The organism is Hoeflea sp. (assembly GCF_039975035.1).
GTDB lineage: Bacteria > Pseudomonadota > Alphaproteobacteria > Rhizobiales > Rhizobiaceae > Hoeflea.
In genome coordinates this window covers 1-15201 of record NZ_JBDWHW010000247.1, presented here as the reverse complement: position 1 = coordinate 15201, position 15201 = coordinate 1, and the positions used below count along the sequence as shown (strand labels likewise).

The following is a 15201-nucleotide window of genomic DNA, read 5'->3' as shown; positions in this document are numbered from 1 at the left end:
CGATGAAGCCGGCCTGAGCCAGCGCATTGCAACCCTGCGTCCGCATGAGGAATTTTTCACCTATCTTGTGCGCGATGATCTGGGACGTGTCTTGCTGCGTTCGCATTCCGCCGATGATGCGGATTTTCCGCCATTTGCCGGCTTGGGGTTTCAGCAAACGGCGACCCACCGGCTATACTACGACGCGGCGCTGCAAGGGACCATCACAATTGCCGTTGCAGAGCCGCTGAGCCACAGAGCAGAGATGGCGCGCGAGACCTTGGCGGGCCTGGCATTGCCGCTGATTGTGGTCATTCCACTCAGTTTGATCGGCACGGCACTAATCGTCGGCCGCAGTCTGCGGCCGGTTCGGCGGTTCAGCGAAGCCTTGTCCAGTCGCGGACCACGCGATCTGTCGGCAGTGAAAACAGGCCGGCTTCCAGACGAAATCTCGCCGGTGGCAAAGGCTGTCAACCAGTTGCTGGATCAATTGCGGCGCACGCTTGAGGCTGAGCGCAGTTTTACTGCAAATGCCGCTCATGAGCTGCGCACTCCGGTGGCTGCAGCATTGGCCCAAACCCAAAGATTGATGGCAGAGACGACCGATGCCAAAACAGGCCGAAGAGCTTCCGATATCGAAAGTGCATTGAAGCGGTTGAACCGATTGTCGGAGAAACTCATGCAACTGGCGCGCGCCGAGGGCGGGCGTTTGCGACGTGAAGCCCCGTCGGACTTGCGCCCGGTCCTGAACATGGTCCTGTCTGAATTCAACCATGCCGCAGGCGCGGAAAATATCCAGACAAGGGTTTCGGAGCAACCGGTATTGTCCGACCTTGATCCGGATGCTTTTGCAATTGTCGCGCGGAACCTGCTTGAAAACGCGTTGCGTCACGGCAGGGGTAGTGCTCCGATAGAGGTACAACTGACGGGCAACGGGACACTGCGAGTGGTCAATGATGGCGCGGCGCTTCTGCCCGAAACTCTAGCCAGGCTAACGGCGCGGTTCGAGCGTGGAAACGCAACGGCCAAAGGTAACGGATTGGGCCTGTCCATCGTGCAGGCCATAGCCGAAGGTGCGCAGGCGACACTGGAATTGCACTCGCCCGCACAGGGTCGCGTGGCTGGATTCGAAGCAGTTTTTCACCTGCCGAGCGATAATGCAAAACCTTAAACCGTGGTGCTATTTTTGGCTGTGACCTTGTTAGCCGGTCAAAGCCATCGATCGCCGGAACAGTGCCAGACTTGCGGCAAAGAAGGCCGCGCCGAGCCCTGCCATCAAGGCCAGTTGCGGCCAGACCGCGCCCAGATCTGCGCCGCGGAATGCCACGGCCTTGGCAAATGCCAGAAAATGCCGTGAAGGCAACGCCAGCGTCAATTTCTGGACGATGTCAGGCTGGCTTTCGACGGCCCCCATCCCACCCGACAGCATGATCACCGGAATGATCACCATGATCACCAAGAGCGCGAATTGCGCCATGCTGCGCGCCAGCGTGCCCAACAGCATGCCGATTGCGGCGGCAGCCCACAGATACACCGCGGCACCGCCCACCAGCAGCGGCACCGAGCCCGCGACAGGAACATTCAACACGCCCTGAACCACAAACAACAGCGAGCCGATGAATGCCACCAGCACCACAAGAATGGTCGCCAGAACCTTCGACAATCCGATTTCGACCGGTGTCAGCGGCATCACCATGAGATGTTCTATGGTGCCGTGCTCGCGTTCTCGCAGCATCGCCGCTCCGGTAAGGGCAATCGTCAGCAGCGACAATTGATTGAGCAGCGAGGACATGGCCTTGAACCAGACCGGATTGCCATTGGGATTGAAGGCCCGGCGCAGTGCCAGTTGAAGCTGGGGCCCGCCTGAATTACGGGAGAGAAAAAATTCAGACTCGGATTGAAGGATGCTACGGATGTAATCGGCGCCCAGTTGCGCCTGCGACACTGCGGTGGCGTCAGCCAGGAGCTGGGCAACCGGCTGCTTGCCTGCAATCGCATCGGCGGTAAAGTTTGGCGGGAAGGCAAGCACAAACATGATATCGCCGCGATCCATGGCCGAACTTGCCTCAGCCGGCGTCATCTCCACCGGCTCCTGAAACCATGGTGGCATAAGCGATCCGGCTATCTGCCGTGTTAACGGCGAGCGGTCCTCATCGGTAATCGCAATGGCGGCGTTGCGAACAGTGTCGCCGGCACCGCTGGCCTCGAGCATGACCGCGGCGACAAACGACCAGAGGATCAGAATGACCATCACCGGGTCACCAACCGTGCTCTTGAGTTCCTTGCCAACCAGCCAGAAGATATTTTCGAGCCACCGCATGTCATCGCTCCTGACGGCGCAGGGCGAGGATTGCCAGCACGGTAAATACTGGACCGAAAGCCGCCAGGCGCATCAGCGCCCCGCTCATCTCTGCTAGTCCAAGTCCCTTGGTAAAAGTTCCGACACTGACTGCCATATACCAGGTCGTCGGCCAGAAACTGCCGAGCAACCGGGCCGGCCCTTCCAGCGATGATACCGGCGTCATCATTCCGGAAAACTGCAAGGTCGGCATCACCGAGAGGATGGTGCTGGCAAACACCGCAGTAACCTGGGTGGCGGATATCATAGACACCAGCAGCCCGAACCCCGTGGCGGCGATGGCATAGACCAGTGCGGCGAGCACAAGCACCAGTGGATCACCGCGCAACGGCACCCCGAGAACCAGCACCACCAGCGCCGTGAGAATGGCGAAATTCAGCATCGTGATGGCGACATAGACGATCTGCTTGCCGATCAGGAATTCCGCCCGCCCCGTCGGCGTGACATAGAAATTGGTGATGGTGCCGATCTCCTTTTCACGCGCCACGCTGACCGCCATCAGAATGGCGGGGAACAGCAACAGCAGCAATGGCGGGATCGACGGGCCGATGGAAGGCAGGCTTTCCATGGCCGGGTTGTAGCGAAACCGTGGAAGAAGCGTGGCCGGCCCGGCGCTCGACGGGGTCAGCATATCGAGTGCGGTTGCCGCCGCTCCGGCATCTGCCAAAATGGATGCGTGAGCCCCCGAAACATAGCTTTCCACCGTACCGGCACGCGTGGTATCGGCGCCATCAATCATCGCCGCAACGTCCACGTCGGCGCCGCGCCGCAGTTCCGCACCAAAACCGGGCGGAATCTGCAATGCCAGCGTCAGTTCGCCATTTGCCATCCGCTGATCCATTTCCTCGGAATCAAGAATCGGCGGATGCGGTTCAAACCACAGCGTATCCTCGAAGGTTGACAGATAGGCCCGGCTTTCCGGGCTTTTGTCCTGATCAAGGGCGGCAAAGGGAATGTTGCGCACCTCCTGGGAGATGCCGAACGACATCACCAGCAGCAGCAGGGCGCTGCCGAGAAAGGCAAATGCCAGCCGCACCGGGTCACGCCTGACCTGCATCGCTTCGCGTGTGGTATAGGCCAGCAGTCGCCGGATCGAGAAGCCGGAGGCATCTGCGATTTTTTCATCGTCAGTGCCGGTCAGAACGGCGGCACTGGTCGGCTCCGGTGGAATTTCCGCGGAAATATAGGCGATAAAGGCCTCTTCGAGGTCTTTTGCATCGCGAGACGCGATAATCGCATCGGGGCTGTCGGTGACCAGCACCTTGCCCGCATGCATCAGCGAAATGCGATCGCAGCGCATCGCTTCGTCCATGAAATGGGTGGAGATGAAAATCGTCACCCGGTCCTTGCGCGACAAATCCAGCAACAGGCGCCAGAAATCATCGCGCGCCTGGGGATCGACACCCGAGGTGGGCTCGTCGAGGATCAGGATTTCCGGCGCATGAATCACCGCCACGGCCAGCGAAAGCCGTTGTTTCAAGCCAAGCGGAAGTGAATCGGCACGCTGATCGAGATATTGGTCGAGTTCGAATCGCGGCACAAGGTCAGCCATCCGCTCATCGGTCAAGCGTTGACCGAGGTGGAACAACCGCGCATGCAGCAGCAGATTTTCGCGGACGCTCAATTCGCCATAGAGCGAGAAAGCCTGCGACATGAATCCGACACGGCGGCGGGCCTTGGGATCCTGCGCATCGACAGGCTGGCCAAAGATCGAGGCCTCGCCCTCAGTGGCTGGCAAGAGCCCGGTCAGCATTTTCATGGTCGTGGTCTTGCCGCAGCCATTGGAGCCGAGGAAACCGAAGATCTCACCACGAGCGATGTCGAAGCTGACCGCATGAACGGCAGTGAAATCACCAAAGCGCTTGGTCAGGCCGCGGGCACGAATGGCCGGCTCTTCGGTGGCAGGCGGTTCGGCGGATGGCGTCTGTGAGGCGGCGTCATTGGCCGCAGCGGAGGTCGCACCAGGGACCGGCCCTTGGCTCGCGGCAGCCTCGGCCTGGAGAAGAGCGACATAGGCCGCGCCGACACTGCTGGTTGCTGTCTGCGCCATAAGCTCGACAGGGCTCGCCTCGGACAGAACCCGGCCCTTATCCATTGCAACCAGATGATCAAACCGAGCGGCTTCCTCCATATAGGCCGTCGAGACCAGCACGCTCATCAGCGGACGATCGGTGCGGATGGCGTCAATCAGATCCCAGAACTGGCGTCGCGACAGCGGGTCAACCCCAGTGGTCGGCTCATCGAGCAGCAAGAAATCAGGATCGTGGATCAGTGCCGAACACAATCCCAGTTTCTGCTTCATGCCGCCCGATAATTTGCCTGCCGGGCGATCGAGAAAGGGCTGCAAGCCGGTGGCCCGGGTCAACCGGTCGATACGGGCATTCCGCTCGCCGCGCCCCAGCCCGAAAAGCTTGCCGAAGAAATCCAGATTTTCCTGCAAAGAGAGGTCATGATAGAGATTGCGCCCGAGTCCTTGCGGCATGAAGGCGATCCGCCCGCCGACCCGCGCCCGGTAGCCCGGATCGGTCATGTCGCCGCCCAGCGTTTGGACCGATCCGGCCTGCAGACGTTTTGCGCCAGCCACCAGCCCCATCAGGGTCGATTTGCCGACCCCGTCAGGTCCGATCAGGCCAATCATCTGCCCGGCAGGCAAATCCAGCGTCACATCATCAAGTGCGGTGACGTCTCCGAACCGGTGGCTTACACGATCGAGACGGGCGGCGGGGGCCGGCTGACCTGTACGGCCAGGTGCGCTCACGGGCTGTCCTGTCATGACCCGGCCGGCGGAGCAGGTTCTGCCGGCGGCAGAGTTGTTAGCGGCGGGGTCAGCCCTTCAGGCCAGTCAGGCAGACTGCCATCGGCACGCGCGAGCCGGACCCAGGCAACGCCGCGCACGCCGGTCTTGACCTGATCCTGCCGCGCTGCAACCAGTTCCGGCGGGATCCGCACGCGAATGCGAAACATCAGGCTTTCCCGCTCGGTCAGGGTTTCGACCTGCTTGGGTGTAAACTGCGCCTGGGGCGAGACAAATGTGACAACTGCGGGGATTGCCCGGTCGGGCATAATGTCCGCCACGATGCGGGCTTCATCCCCGATGCGCAGAAACGGCGCCTCGGTCGCGGGCAGGAAAAACTCCATATACACATCTTCAAGGTTGATCAGTGTCAGGATCTTGCCGCCACTGCCGATAATTTCTCCGGGTTGGGCCAGACGGTAGAGCACGCGTGCGGAACTGCTGGCATAAAGCGTCGCATCCTCGATCCGCGCCGCAATCTCAGTGCGAACCGCAATTTCTGCTTCGACCGCGCGTTCCTGCGCGACCTTGCTGGCCGCAGCGGCTGCCAATCCGGCCTCGGCGAGCTGGGTTTCGGTGCGCTTTACATCGAGATTTTGACGGGAGAGCACATCGCGTTCGCTCAAGGTCTCGGCTCGTGCCTGCTCGCTTTGAGCCTGCGCCAGCCGTGCCCGGGCTTCAGCAACCCGGGCTTCCGCCACACCCACCATCGCTTCGGCGCTGGCCACTGCTGCATCGGAGCGGGTCAATTGCGCCCTCAGTTCAGCAGTGTCCATCACCGCCAAAACGTCACCCGGCTTTACCAGATCTCCCTCATTCACACTGATATCAGCGACCCGCCCGGCCAAGCGCGGCGATATGTCGATCAGATCAGCCTCGATCCGGCCGTTGCCCCGGGCAAAACCTTCGGGTGGCTGATCAGAAGGCTTGAACAACACGGTCCAGGCTCCAAAGCCGAGTAGTCCGGCAAGCGCAATCAATACGATCGCGATGGAAATCTTGCGTGACATAAATTGGTTCTCCTTCCGGTTTGGCTCTCTCCGCGCCGGGCGCGCCTTAGCCGGTTGCGTTATTCCGTCGGACGTCCGCCGTAAAATTCCAGAAGCACGGCGAGCGCTTCTTCGGCTGTGTCCACCAGCCTGAACAGCTGCATGTCGGACGCAGAGATCATTCCTTCCTCGAGCAGGAAGTCGAAATTGATCGCCACGCGCCAGAAACTCGCGCCAAGCAGGACAATCGGAATGGCCGGCATCTTGCCGGTCTGAACCAGGGTCAGGAATTCGAAAAGTTCATCCAGGGTGCCAAAACCACCGGGAAACGCCACCATGGCCTTGGCGCGCAGGGCGAAATGAAGCTTGCGGATCGCAAAATAGTGAAACCGGAAGGCCAGATCTGGCGTGATGAACGGGTTGGGCTCCTGTTCGCGGGGCAGGGTTATATTGAGCCCGATCGAGCGGGCGCCGACCTCCCAGGCGCCGCGATTGGCGGCCTCCATGATGCCCGGACCGCCACCGGTAACGACAACAAAATCCCGCCGGCGCTCCTTCTGAAAACGTCGCGAAACCAGCGCCGCAAAGCGTTGCGCTTCCTTGAGATAACCGTCCTGACGAATACTGCGCTCATTTCCGCAATGGGCAAGCGGTGAAAGCCGCGCACTGCCGAACACTACGACCGATGAACCAATCCGGTGCTCCCGCATGACGCGCTCGGCCTTGACCAGTTCGAGATGCAGCCGCAGCGGGCGCAGGTCGTTTTCGCCCAGCAGCGCCATATCTTCCTCGGCCAGCCGGTAGGACGGGTTGCTGACTATTTCCCGCTGAAGGGCGGCGCGGTCGATCCGGGTCGTCATTGCCCAGCCTTCCTGCACCCATCCAGGGGCCAATCACGCCTCGCGGGCCAAACCCGTCGTGCCGTTTGCGGCCCGACGATCCGGTGCGGGCTTTGCGCGGCATCCGGCGCCAGAGCGGGAAACCCCGGTCTCATCCGCGGTCCTCCGTCAAGTTCACATCCTGCAACAAACCGGCACGATAGATCGCGAACACCCGTGGTGCATTGTCCAGCATCTGCGCCTGGTCGCCACTGATCAGCGCCTGCACAACCAGACCCTGAACCATGCCGAGAAACAGCGTTGCCGCGGCAGCCTCGTCGAGACCGGCGGGCAAGGCGCCAACCCCCTTTCCAGCCGCCAGTATGCGACGAAGCCGGGTGGCATAGTTCGAGGTCAGCGCCTGCGCAGCCTGTTTTGCCGGGGTTGCCCCGGCGCGCTGAAGCTGTCCCATCAGGATCCGCGGCACACCTGGGTGCTCAGCCACAAAGGCGACATGCGCCATGAACATCGCTTCCAGCGCTGCAACCGGATCGTCCTCGGCGCCGGCAACCTTGTCGATGCGTTCAAACAGGCGATCGGAAACCCATTTCATCACGTCACGCCAGATCGCGTCCTTGGTCGGAAAATGCCGGAACAGCGCGCCCTGACTGAGCTTCATCCGCCCGGCTATTGCTGTGGTGGTAATGTCCTCAGGGCTCCTGGCCGAGGCGAGATCAATGACGGCCTCGACAGCCTCGTTACGCCGGTCTTCGGTTGGCATGTACTTTGCGGGACGCATCGGGGGGCAACCTTAAAAGAAAGTGATAACTCACTTCTTAGCCTATCCGGTCGACGAAGGAAACCATAGATCTGCCGCAAATCGTCATGTTGATCGTAAATATCCATCCTTTTTGGCACTTTACAAAGTGAGTGAGCTATTACATATGTGACGAACCTGAAACACAATTGGAATGCTGCCCATGATGAGCCACACCGCCCCCCTCCTTCGAGTCCTGCTGATGGCCGCAGGTACGCTTGCCGCTGCTCCGGCGCTTGCAGACACGATGACACAGGCGCAGATCGCCACTGAGATAATTGGAAAGGATCTGGTTGGGCAGCGCACAGGAATGACAGTGCGGTTGCGTTACGATCCCGGCGGCAACGTCACGATGAAAGCGGCGTTTGTAACCGGCGCCGGCACCTGGAGATTTGCCGGCGACAGCCTCTGCATGACGATGACGAAAGGTCCCAAACGCGGCAAGACCTGCCTTACCTTCGAAAAGCTTGGCGACGGGTCGTTCCGCAATTCAGAAGGGATGACCCTGCGGGTCGGCAAATAAGTCACGGCAGCAGCCAGCCGAGCGGCAGCTGCAATACCGAACAAGGAATGCAGGAGACAACACGAATGCTGAGAAACAGGTTGATTGGCGCAGTGGCGATTGCTTTCGGCGTCCTGACACTCTGGTCAGGCGGATTTGTGCTTTTTGGGCCCGACTCGGCACGTGTCGCGGTCGGAAAGATCATACCCTTTGTGCTTTGGTTCAATTTTCTGTCAGGCGCGATCTACATCGTCGCCGGGTTTGGCATCTTTCTAGGGCAGCGTTACGGTAAAGTGCTGGCCAGAGCCTTGGCCATGGCTCTTGCCGTGCTTTTCGCAGCCTTTCTGGCTATCATCGCCGGGGGACAGGAATGGGAAACGCGAACCCTGGGAGCGCTGATGCTGCGCCTGGGTTTCTGGTGCCTGGTGGCCTGGACGAGTGTGACCACGATACGCGCGCGCCCGGCTCTCAATAGTTGAATCTCCGCCGCTTCTACTGCCCACCCGATGGTTAGGCGCGCCCCGGCGTGCGCATCCCACGATTGAAAAGGATACCGCTCTTGCGCCGCAGTTCCGCTTTCTGGTTTCTCCCGCCGGTCGCGTTGGGAATCGCCATCGCCGCCATCTTTGTCATCCAGGCCGAGGGACCTGCACGCGTGGACGATGAAGTTATCGGCCGTGCCGTGCGCACGGTATCGCTTCAGCCGACCAGAATCGCCCCGGTAGCGATGGGGTGGGGCAATGTTCAGGCGGCGGAAACCTGGACGGCCGTGTCGGAGGTCAAGGGACAGGTGATCTGGCGTCATGCCGATCTTGACAGCGGCAAGCTGATCGCCGGCGGCACCAAGGTGCTTGAAATCGACCCGACCGACTATCGGCTGGCCATTGTCCAGGCAGAAGCCGACCTGGCTGCTTATGCCGCCGAAGCGGCACAAATCGACGCCGAAGCGGAGAATACAGGCCGCATCCTGGAACTTGAAGAAGCGCGACTGGCGCTGTCCGAGGCCGAACTTGTGCGTAACCGCGATCTGCTGAAAAAGGGCGTGGCGGCGCAGACCCGTGTCGACGAGGCCGAACGTGCAACGCTTCTGGCCCGGCGCAGCGTCGTCGAGTTGAAAAACACGCTCGCACTGATCGGGCCGCGACGCGATGCTCTGGCCGCTCAGAGTGCCCGCACCAAAGCCGCCCTGGCCCGCAATCAGCGCGACCTCGACCACACGACCATCACCACGCCGTATGACGTGAGGGTCACCAAGGTGACCGTCGACCGCTTCGAATATGTCAACATCGGCCAGACGCTGGTGGCGACGGACAGCGTGGCGCGGGTTGAAGTGGTGGCGCAATTGCCGTTTGCGGCGTTTCGGCGCCTGCTTTATGGCACAAACCCGATCGAGGATACGCTTGCCGCGATCCGCACGGGGCCGGCCAGCCGAATGACGGCTACGGTGCGACTGGTGTCCGATCCCACCCAGACTTGGCCAGCAATCGTGACCCGTGTCGAAGGCGCTCTTGATGCCCGGGCCCGAACGGTCCCGGTGGTCGTCACGGTCGAAGACCCCTACGGCAATTCCAATCCGCCGCTGCGGCCACCATTGCTGCCCAACATGCAGGTCGAGCTTACGCTGACCGGCCAGACGATCCCCGATTCGCTTGTCATTCCCGAAACCGCGCTGCATGACGACCTGGTTTATCTTGCCGATGATCAGGACCAACTCGAACTGCGTCCGGTAACCGTGGCCTTCAGGCAGGACGGGATTGCTGTGATCGCCGAGGGTCTGTCGGTGGGTGACCGCCTGGTTCTCGATGACATTACCCCGGCCATTCCCGGCACCGAGCTGCTGCCGATCGAGGAGCAGCCATGATCCGCTGGTTTGCCGGACACCCCACAGCTTCCAACCTGCTGCTGTTGTTCTTCATCGCTGCCGGATTGTTTGCGTTCCCGACCCTGAAGCGCGAAACCTTTCCTGATTTTCGCGCCGTCGAAGCGGAAATCAGCATCGTCTATCGAGGGGCCACGGCAGAAGATGTGGAAACCTCGATTTGCCGTCCCCTCTGGGATGCGCTGCAATCAGTTGAAGGTCTCAGTGAACTTGTCTGTGTCGCCCAGGATAACAACGCCCGTGCTGTCGCCACGCTGGTCGCGGGCGGTGACGCGCTCCGCTTCGTCAATGAGGTGCGAACCGAGGTCGGCGCCATCGACAGTTTTCCAGACCGGGCCGATCCGGCAGTGGTCCGCGAGTTGCATCGTACTGATCTGGTGACGTCGGTCGCGGTATCGGGCGATCTGCCAGCGCGGGAGCTGGAGTTGTTTGCCGATGGACTGTCGGACCGGATCGCAGCGCTGCCGGAAGTGGCCAAGGTTATCACGTCGGGTTTCGGAGACCGGCAGTTTCGCATCGAGATTCCGCATGCGGTGTTGTCTCAGCACGGGCTAACCGCGCAGAGTCTGGCAGCCATTCTCGGCACCCAGAGTCTTGACCGCCCGCTGGGCACGCTGGAGACACCAGGTGGCGATTTGAGCCTGCGCTTTACCGAAGAGCGGCGCAGCGCCTTGGAACTTGCTGCAATTCCTGTGTTGACACTGGCCAATGGCGCCAGTCTGACATTGGGCGAAATCGCCCGGATCAGCGAGCATTACAGCCCCAATGAAGAACGGGCGCAGCTCAACGGCACCCGAGCGGCGCTGCTGGCTGTGCACAAATCGCTCGGTGCGGATGCACTGCGTGCGCTCGACAGGGTCAAGGAACTGGTGGCGGAGGAGAACGCCGGTCTGCCGCCGACAATCCACGTTGAGGTGGTACAGGATGTGACCTCGATCATCCGCGACAGGTTGGCGATGCTGGTCAGCAACGGCGTCGTCGGACTGGTGCTGGTGATCCTGGTGATGAGCCTGTTCTTCCGGCCTGGATACGCGATCTGGGTGTCTATGGGGCTTCCGGTGGCCTTCCTCGGCGCTTTTGTCTGGATGGCGCTGACGGGTCAATCGCTGAACATGATCACCCTGGTGGCGCTGCTGATGGCCATTGGCATCGTTATGGACGATTCCATCGTGATTTCCGATTCGATCGCCACTGCCTCCGCCGAAACGGGTAACAATCTGGATTCCGTGACCCGCGGTGTGTTGGCGGTTACGCCCGGTGTATTGTCGTCCTTTCTGACCACTCTGGCAGTGTTTGCACCACTGTCGTTTCTTGCCGGTGATTTGGGCAAGGTGCTTGAAGTGATGCCGGTGGTGCTGCTGGCCGCGCTGGCCGCCAGCCTGATCGAAGCCTTCGTGATATTGCCGCACCATCTCAAGCACGCGCTGGCGGGCATCCCGAAGGCGCCCTCGAAATTCCGCCAGAAATTTGATGCAGGCTTCGACGTGCTTCGCGAGCGCTGGGTTGGGCGGGCAGCAGACCGCGCCATCGACCGGCGCTATCTGGTGGTTGGAGTTGCGATTGCCGCGCTGATCGTCACGGTCGGCGCCATGGCCGGCGGTCTGGTCAAACGCGAGGCGATGCCGGAAATTGATGGCGATGTGCTGGAAGCGCGGATCATGCTGGCGCAGGGCACGCCATTGCACCGCACCGAAGCCGTGGTGGCGCAGGTGGAATCCGCCCTGAGCCGGGTCAATGACCGGTTCGCACCGGTGCAACCTGAAGGCCAGGCCCTGGTCCAGCGCACGATCTCCCGCTTCAACTACAATATCTCGGCGTCGCAAAGCGGCGCGCATCTGGCCACGGTTTCCGCAGATTTGTTGAACGCGGAAATACGAAACACGACACTGGATGAAATTATATCCGCATGGCGGGAAGAGGCCGGACCGTTGCCCGGCGTGACGTCGTTGATCCTGGCGGAACCGGGAATTGGTCCGCAGGGGATCGCAGTGGAGTTGCGCCTGTCACATCCAGATCTGGATGTTCTGCTAAAGGTCGCAGAAGCAACCAGACGGGAAATGGAAAGTTACGAGGGCGTTCTCAACGCGATGGTCGACCTGCGCCCCGGCAAACCCGAACTGCGGTTCCGGCTGGCGCCGGGTGCCCATGTCCTGGGATTGACGTCGGCTGACGTCGCGGCCCAGATCAGCTCGGCCTATCTGGGCACTCAGCTTGTCGAGGTGCGACAGGGCCAGATCACCCATGAGATCGAGTTGCTTTTGGCAGACGATGACCGCGACAGCCGGTCGGATCTGGAGAACTTCACCCTGACTTTGCCCGACGGCGGTGAAATTCCGCTGGCCACCGTTGCCGACTGGCAGGAAGCCCGCGGCTGGGGCAGCATCACCCAGGTGGATGGCATGCGCACGGTCACCGTGCAGGCTGATGTCGATGGCCGCTACGGCAATGCCGATGCGATCACATCACGCCTGGCCCAGGGGTTTTTACCGGACCTGGTCGCGGCAACGCCGGATCTGCGTTTCGAGATCCTCGGTCAGGCCGCCAATTCGGCAGAAACCGTTGGCTCGATCATGATCGGGTTTCTCATCGGCCTGGTTGGCATCTATCTGATCTTGTCATTTCAGTTCCGCAGTTATGTCGAACCGGTGATCGTGATGCTGACCATCCCGCTGGCGTTCCTCGGCGTGATCTGGGGTCACGCGGCAATGGGCTACAACATCTCGATGCCTTCCTTGGTGGGGGCCGCTTCGCTTGCCGGAATCGTGGTCAACAATGCCATTCTGTTGATCGAGGTGATCAAGGAAAAGGCCGGTCCCGAGGTAACTGTAGCCGAGGCGGCAGGGCTGGCTGTGCGCGCGCGGTTCCGGCCGATTTTCGTGTCGGTGACGACGACGATCCTGGGAATGGCGCCATTGCTCGCGGAAACTTCGACCCAGGCACAAACACTCAAGCCGCTGGTGATCTCGGTGGTGTTCGGGCTTCTCACATCCACGACCCTGGTGTTGCTGGTACTGCCGGCGCTCTACGCCATTCTGGCCGAACTCGGCTTGGCCCGAGCCGGCGGGAAACCTGGAGATGCATGAGGTGGCGCGGGCGCGGTGCGAAGTCGGGAGTTACAGATTCCCCAACCAATCGGAAGTTTTGCTAATGGTTGAGCAGTTTATAGAGCCCCCGGCAAGAAACGTCGGGTTACGCCGCTTCTCATTGGGCGTTGCTGTGGTGGCGATGCTCTTGTTGGCGCTGAACGGCTGCGCCAGCGTGACGCGGACCGCGCTGTCGGAGCCGGATCAGGACGCGGCCCAGGTTGAGGGTTTCTCTGATATCCGGTTTTGGGGCGATGGCTCGGCAGATGAAACGGCATCCTCCGGACCCATATTCCAGCCGCGGGCTGGCGCTGGCCGCATTAGCTACCTGGCGATCTCCGGCGGCGGGTCTGGCGGTGCTTTCGGTGCCGGGTTTCTCACCGGTTGGTCGCAATCGGGAACACGACCGGAATTCGACGTTGTCAGCGGCGTCAGTACCGGCGCGCTGATTGCACCATTTGCGTTTCTCGGCCCCTCCCAGGATTCCGTTCTTGCCGAATTGTACACAAGCGGCATCGCCGAGACACTGGTCCGGCCTCGGCCGATTTCAGCTTTGCTGGGGGCTGGTCTGTCGGACCCCGAAGCCCTGCAGCGTCTGGTGGCCCACTATGCGGACGAAGACATGCTTCGTAAAATCGCATCAGAGCATCTCAAGGGACGCCGGCTTTTCGTGGCGACTACAAATCTGGATGCCCAGCGAACGGTGATATGGGATATGGGCGCAATTGCTGCAAGCGGCGACACAAGGGCATTGACGCTGTTTCGCGATGTGCTGATCGCCTCCGCGAGCATTCCGGCGGTGTTTCCGCCGGTGATGATCGATGTGACCGTGAATGGCAGACGTTATCAGGAGATGCATTCCGATGGCGGGGCCACCACCCAATTGTTCACCGCGCCAGAATCACTTCTGGCCTCGACCGATCTTGCGCCGCCGATCCGGCCCGGTAGAGTCGATCTCTATATTCTTCTCAACAACATGCTGGATCCAGAGTTCGAGGCCGTGAAACCGGCGACATTGGCGATTGCCGGCAGAGCTTATTCCACCCTCGTCAAAACCCATGCCCGCGCCACCGTCAACGCCACATACACGCTCACACGGCGGGCCGGGATCAGCTTCAATCTCGCCTATCTCGACCAGGTTGTTCCCTATGACATTCGTGATCCCTTCAACACCGAATATATGCGTCGCCTGTTCAAGATCGGCCGTGAAGAGGCGTTGTCAGCAAACGGATGGAGGAAAAGACCGCCGGCCGCGAGCAGCGACTGATCAGCCCGACCCGAGCGACCGGTGTTGATTGTTCGTATATTGCCCCTGGGTGCCATCAAGGAGTTGTGCAGGCATCGTCAACCTGCGGGGCCTGATCTGAAATCGTACCGACCGACATGACGAAAGCCAAACATTCCGGCGCCTTCAAAGACCACCGTTTCCCACCTGAGATCATTGCCTATGCGGTCTGGTCCCATTCTCGGTTTCCCTTGAGCCTGCGCGATGTCGAGGATCTACTTGCGACGCGCGGCATCGTCGTGAGCCATGAGACGATCCGGAAGTGGGTTGGCAAATTTGCTACAAAATATGCCGCTTCCATCCGTCGGGATCAGTCTGCGCCGTTTGATAAATGGCACCTTGATGAAGCGGTCATTCCTATCCGCGGGTGCAAATTCTGGCTATGGCGGGCGATCGACAGCAATGGTGACGTTTTTGAAATTCTGGTTCAATCTCGGCGCAACACGCGCGCAGCGAAACGCTCTTTCGGCGGCCGCGCGGTGTGATCGCGGGCAGGCTTGGCAGCCATAGTGCGGCTTTGAAAAGCCTCGCGCCCGGCATCACCCACCGCAGGCATAAGAGCCCGATTCAAAAGTTCGTCATTGATCGCAAAGCCTTGCCAACCGCCGCATGAGAATGCGGATATGGGCGATGAGGGTCCATGCTGTTGAACTCTGGATGGATTTCTCCCAGTCCTTGGCCAGCCTGCGGGACCTC

Annotated in this window: 12 protein-coding genes and 1 pseudogene; 7 read left to right on the top strand and 6 right to left on the bottom strand. The window is 60.8% G+C overall.

Annotated elements, in window-relative coordinates:
• The coding region (locus ABJN75_RS22045) for an ATP-binding protein (RefSeq protein WP_348441774.1) at nt 1–1150 on the top strand (1150 nt) is incomplete at its 5' end.
• A gap of 30 nt (nt 1151–1180) precedes the next feature.
• Here ABJN75_RS22045 and ABJN75_RS22040 read toward each other — a convergent pair.
• From ABJN75_RS22040 to ABJN75_RS22020, 5 genes are all read right to left on the bottom strand, one after another.
• Nucleotides 1181–2299: an ABC transporter permease gene (locus tag ABJN75_RS22040; protein ID WP_348441773.1), complete on the bottom strand. Its 1119-nt coding sequence runs from the start codon at nt 2297–2299 to the stop codon at nt 1181–1183.
• 1 nt (nt 2300) lies between these two features.
• On the bottom strand, nt 2301–5096 hold the full coding sequence (gene rbbA / locus ABJN75_RS22035) for a ribosome-associated ATPase/putative transporter RbbA (RefSeq protein ID WP_348441772.1): 2796 nt from the start codon (nt 5094–5096) through the stop codon (nt 2301–2303).
• 11 nt (nt 5097–5107) lie between these two features.
• Entirely contained in the window at nt 5108–6142 is a 1035-nt protein-coding gene (locus ABJN75_RS22030) for an HlyD family efflux transporter periplasmic adaptor subunit (protein ID WP_348441771.1), read from the bottom strand.
• Nucleotides 6143–6201: 59 nt separating this feature from the next.
• Nucleotides 6202–6981 carry a TIGR00730 family Rossman fold protein gene (locus tag ABJN75_RS22025; protein WP_348441770.1) on the bottom strand — a complete coding sequence of 260 codons (780 nt, stop codon included), beginning with the start codon at nt 6979–6981 and terminating at the stop codon, nt 6202–6204.
• Between the two features lie 130 nt (nt 6982–7111).
• Nucleotides 7112–7738, bottom strand: coding sequence for a TetR family transcriptional regulator (locus ABJN75_RS22020; RefSeq protein ID WP_348441769.1), 627 nt, complete (start codon nt 7736–7738; stop codon nt 7112–7114).
• A gap of 181 nt (nt 7739–7919) precedes the next feature.
• Here ABJN75_RS22020 and ABJN75_RS22015 point away from each other — a divergent pair, with 181 nt between their 5' ends.
• The 6 genes from ABJN75_RS22015 (at nt 7920) to ABJN75_RS21990 (ending at nt 14990) form a co-directional block, all read left to right on the top strand.
• Nucleotides 7920–8279 carry a hypothetical protein gene (locus tag ABJN75_RS22015; RefSeq protein WP_348441768.1) on the top strand — a complete coding sequence of 120 codons (360 nt, stop codon included), beginning with the start codon at nt 7920–7922 and terminating at the stop codon, nt 8277–8279.
• A gap of 65 nt (nt 8280–8344) precedes the next feature.
• Complete coding sequence (locus ABJN75_RS22010; RefSeq protein ID WP_348441766.1) at nt 8345–8737, top strand: hypothetical protein; 393 nt, start codon at nt 8345–8347, stop codon at nt 8735–8737.
• Nucleotides 8738–8817: 80 nt separating this feature from the next.
• Complete coding sequence (locus ABJN75_RS22005) at nt 8818–10119, top strand: HlyD family efflux transporter periplasmic adaptor subunit (protein ID WP_348441765.1); 1302 nt, start codon at nt 8818–8820, stop codon at nt 10117–10119.
• Nucleotides 10116–13220 carry an efflux RND transporter permease subunit gene (locus tag ABJN75_RS22000; RefSeq protein WP_348441764.1) on the top strand — a complete coding sequence of 1035 codons (3105 nt, stop codon included), beginning with the start codon at nt 10116–10118 and terminating at the stop codon, nt 13218–13220. The genes ABJN75_RS22005 and ABJN75_RS22000 overlap by 4 nt, the downstream gene beginning before the upstream one ends.
• 64 nt (nt 13221–13284) lie before the next feature.
• Nucleotides 13285–14487: a patatin-like phospholipase family protein gene (locus tag ABJN75_RS21995; protein WP_348441763.1), complete on the top strand. Its 1203-nt coding sequence runs from the start codon at nt 13285–13287 to the stop codon at nt 14485–14487.
• Nucleotides 14488–14603: 116 nt separating this feature from the next.
• The gene (locus ABJN75_RS21990; protein ID WP_348441762.1) at nt 14604–14990 is read left to right on the top strand and encodes an IS6 family transposase; all 387 of its coding nucleotides are present in this window, start codon (nt 14604–14606) and stop codon (nt 14988–14990) included.
• Between the two features lie 93 nt (nt 14991–15083).
• On the opposite strand, the pseudogene ABJN75_RS21985 reads toward ABJN75_RS21990, so the two are convergent.
• Nucleotides 15084–15201: pseudogene (locus ABJN75_RS21985) on the bottom strand (IS5/IS1182 family transposase); the annotation flags it as partial.

Bases quoted from the DNA above. Each gene is read 5' to 3' on its own strand.
- ABJN75_RS22025 (WP_348441770.1), bottom strand. From the start codon at position 6,981: ATGACGACCCGGATCGACCGCGCCGCCCTTCAGCGGGAAATAGTCAGC.
- ABJN75_RS22040 (WP_348441773.1), bottom strand. From the start codon at position 2,299: ATGCGGTGGCTCGAAAATATCTTCTGGCTGGTTGGCAAGGAACTCAAG.
- ABJN75_RS21995 (WP_348441763.1), top strand. From the start codon at position 13,285: ATGGTTGAGCAGTTTATAGAGCCCCCGGCAAGAAACGTCGGGTTACGC.
- ABJN75_RS22015 (WP_348441768.1), top strand. From the start codon at position 7,920: ATGATGAGCCACACCGCCCCCCTCCTTCGAGTCCTGCTGATGGCCGCA.
- ABJN75_RS21990 (WP_348441762.1), top strand. From the start codon at position 14,604: ATGACGAAAGCCAAACATTCCGGCGCCTTCAAAGACCACCGTTTCCCA.
- ABJN75_RS22020 (WP_348441769.1), bottom strand. From the start codon at position 7,738: ATGCGTCCCGCAAAGTACATGCCAACCGAAGACCGGCGTAACGAGGCT.
- ABJN75_RS22030 (WP_348441771.1), bottom strand. From the start codon at position 6,142: ATGTCACGCAAGATTTCCATCGCGATCGTATTGATTGCGCTTGCCGGA.
- ABJN75_RS22000 (WP_348441764.1), top strand. From the start codon at position 10,116: ATGATCCGCTGGTTTGCCGGACACCCCACAGCTTCCAACCTGCTGCTG.
- ABJN75_RS22010 (WP_348441766.1), top strand. From the start codon at position 8,345: ATGCTGAGAAACAGGTTGATTGGCGCAGTGGCGATTGCTTTCGGCGTC.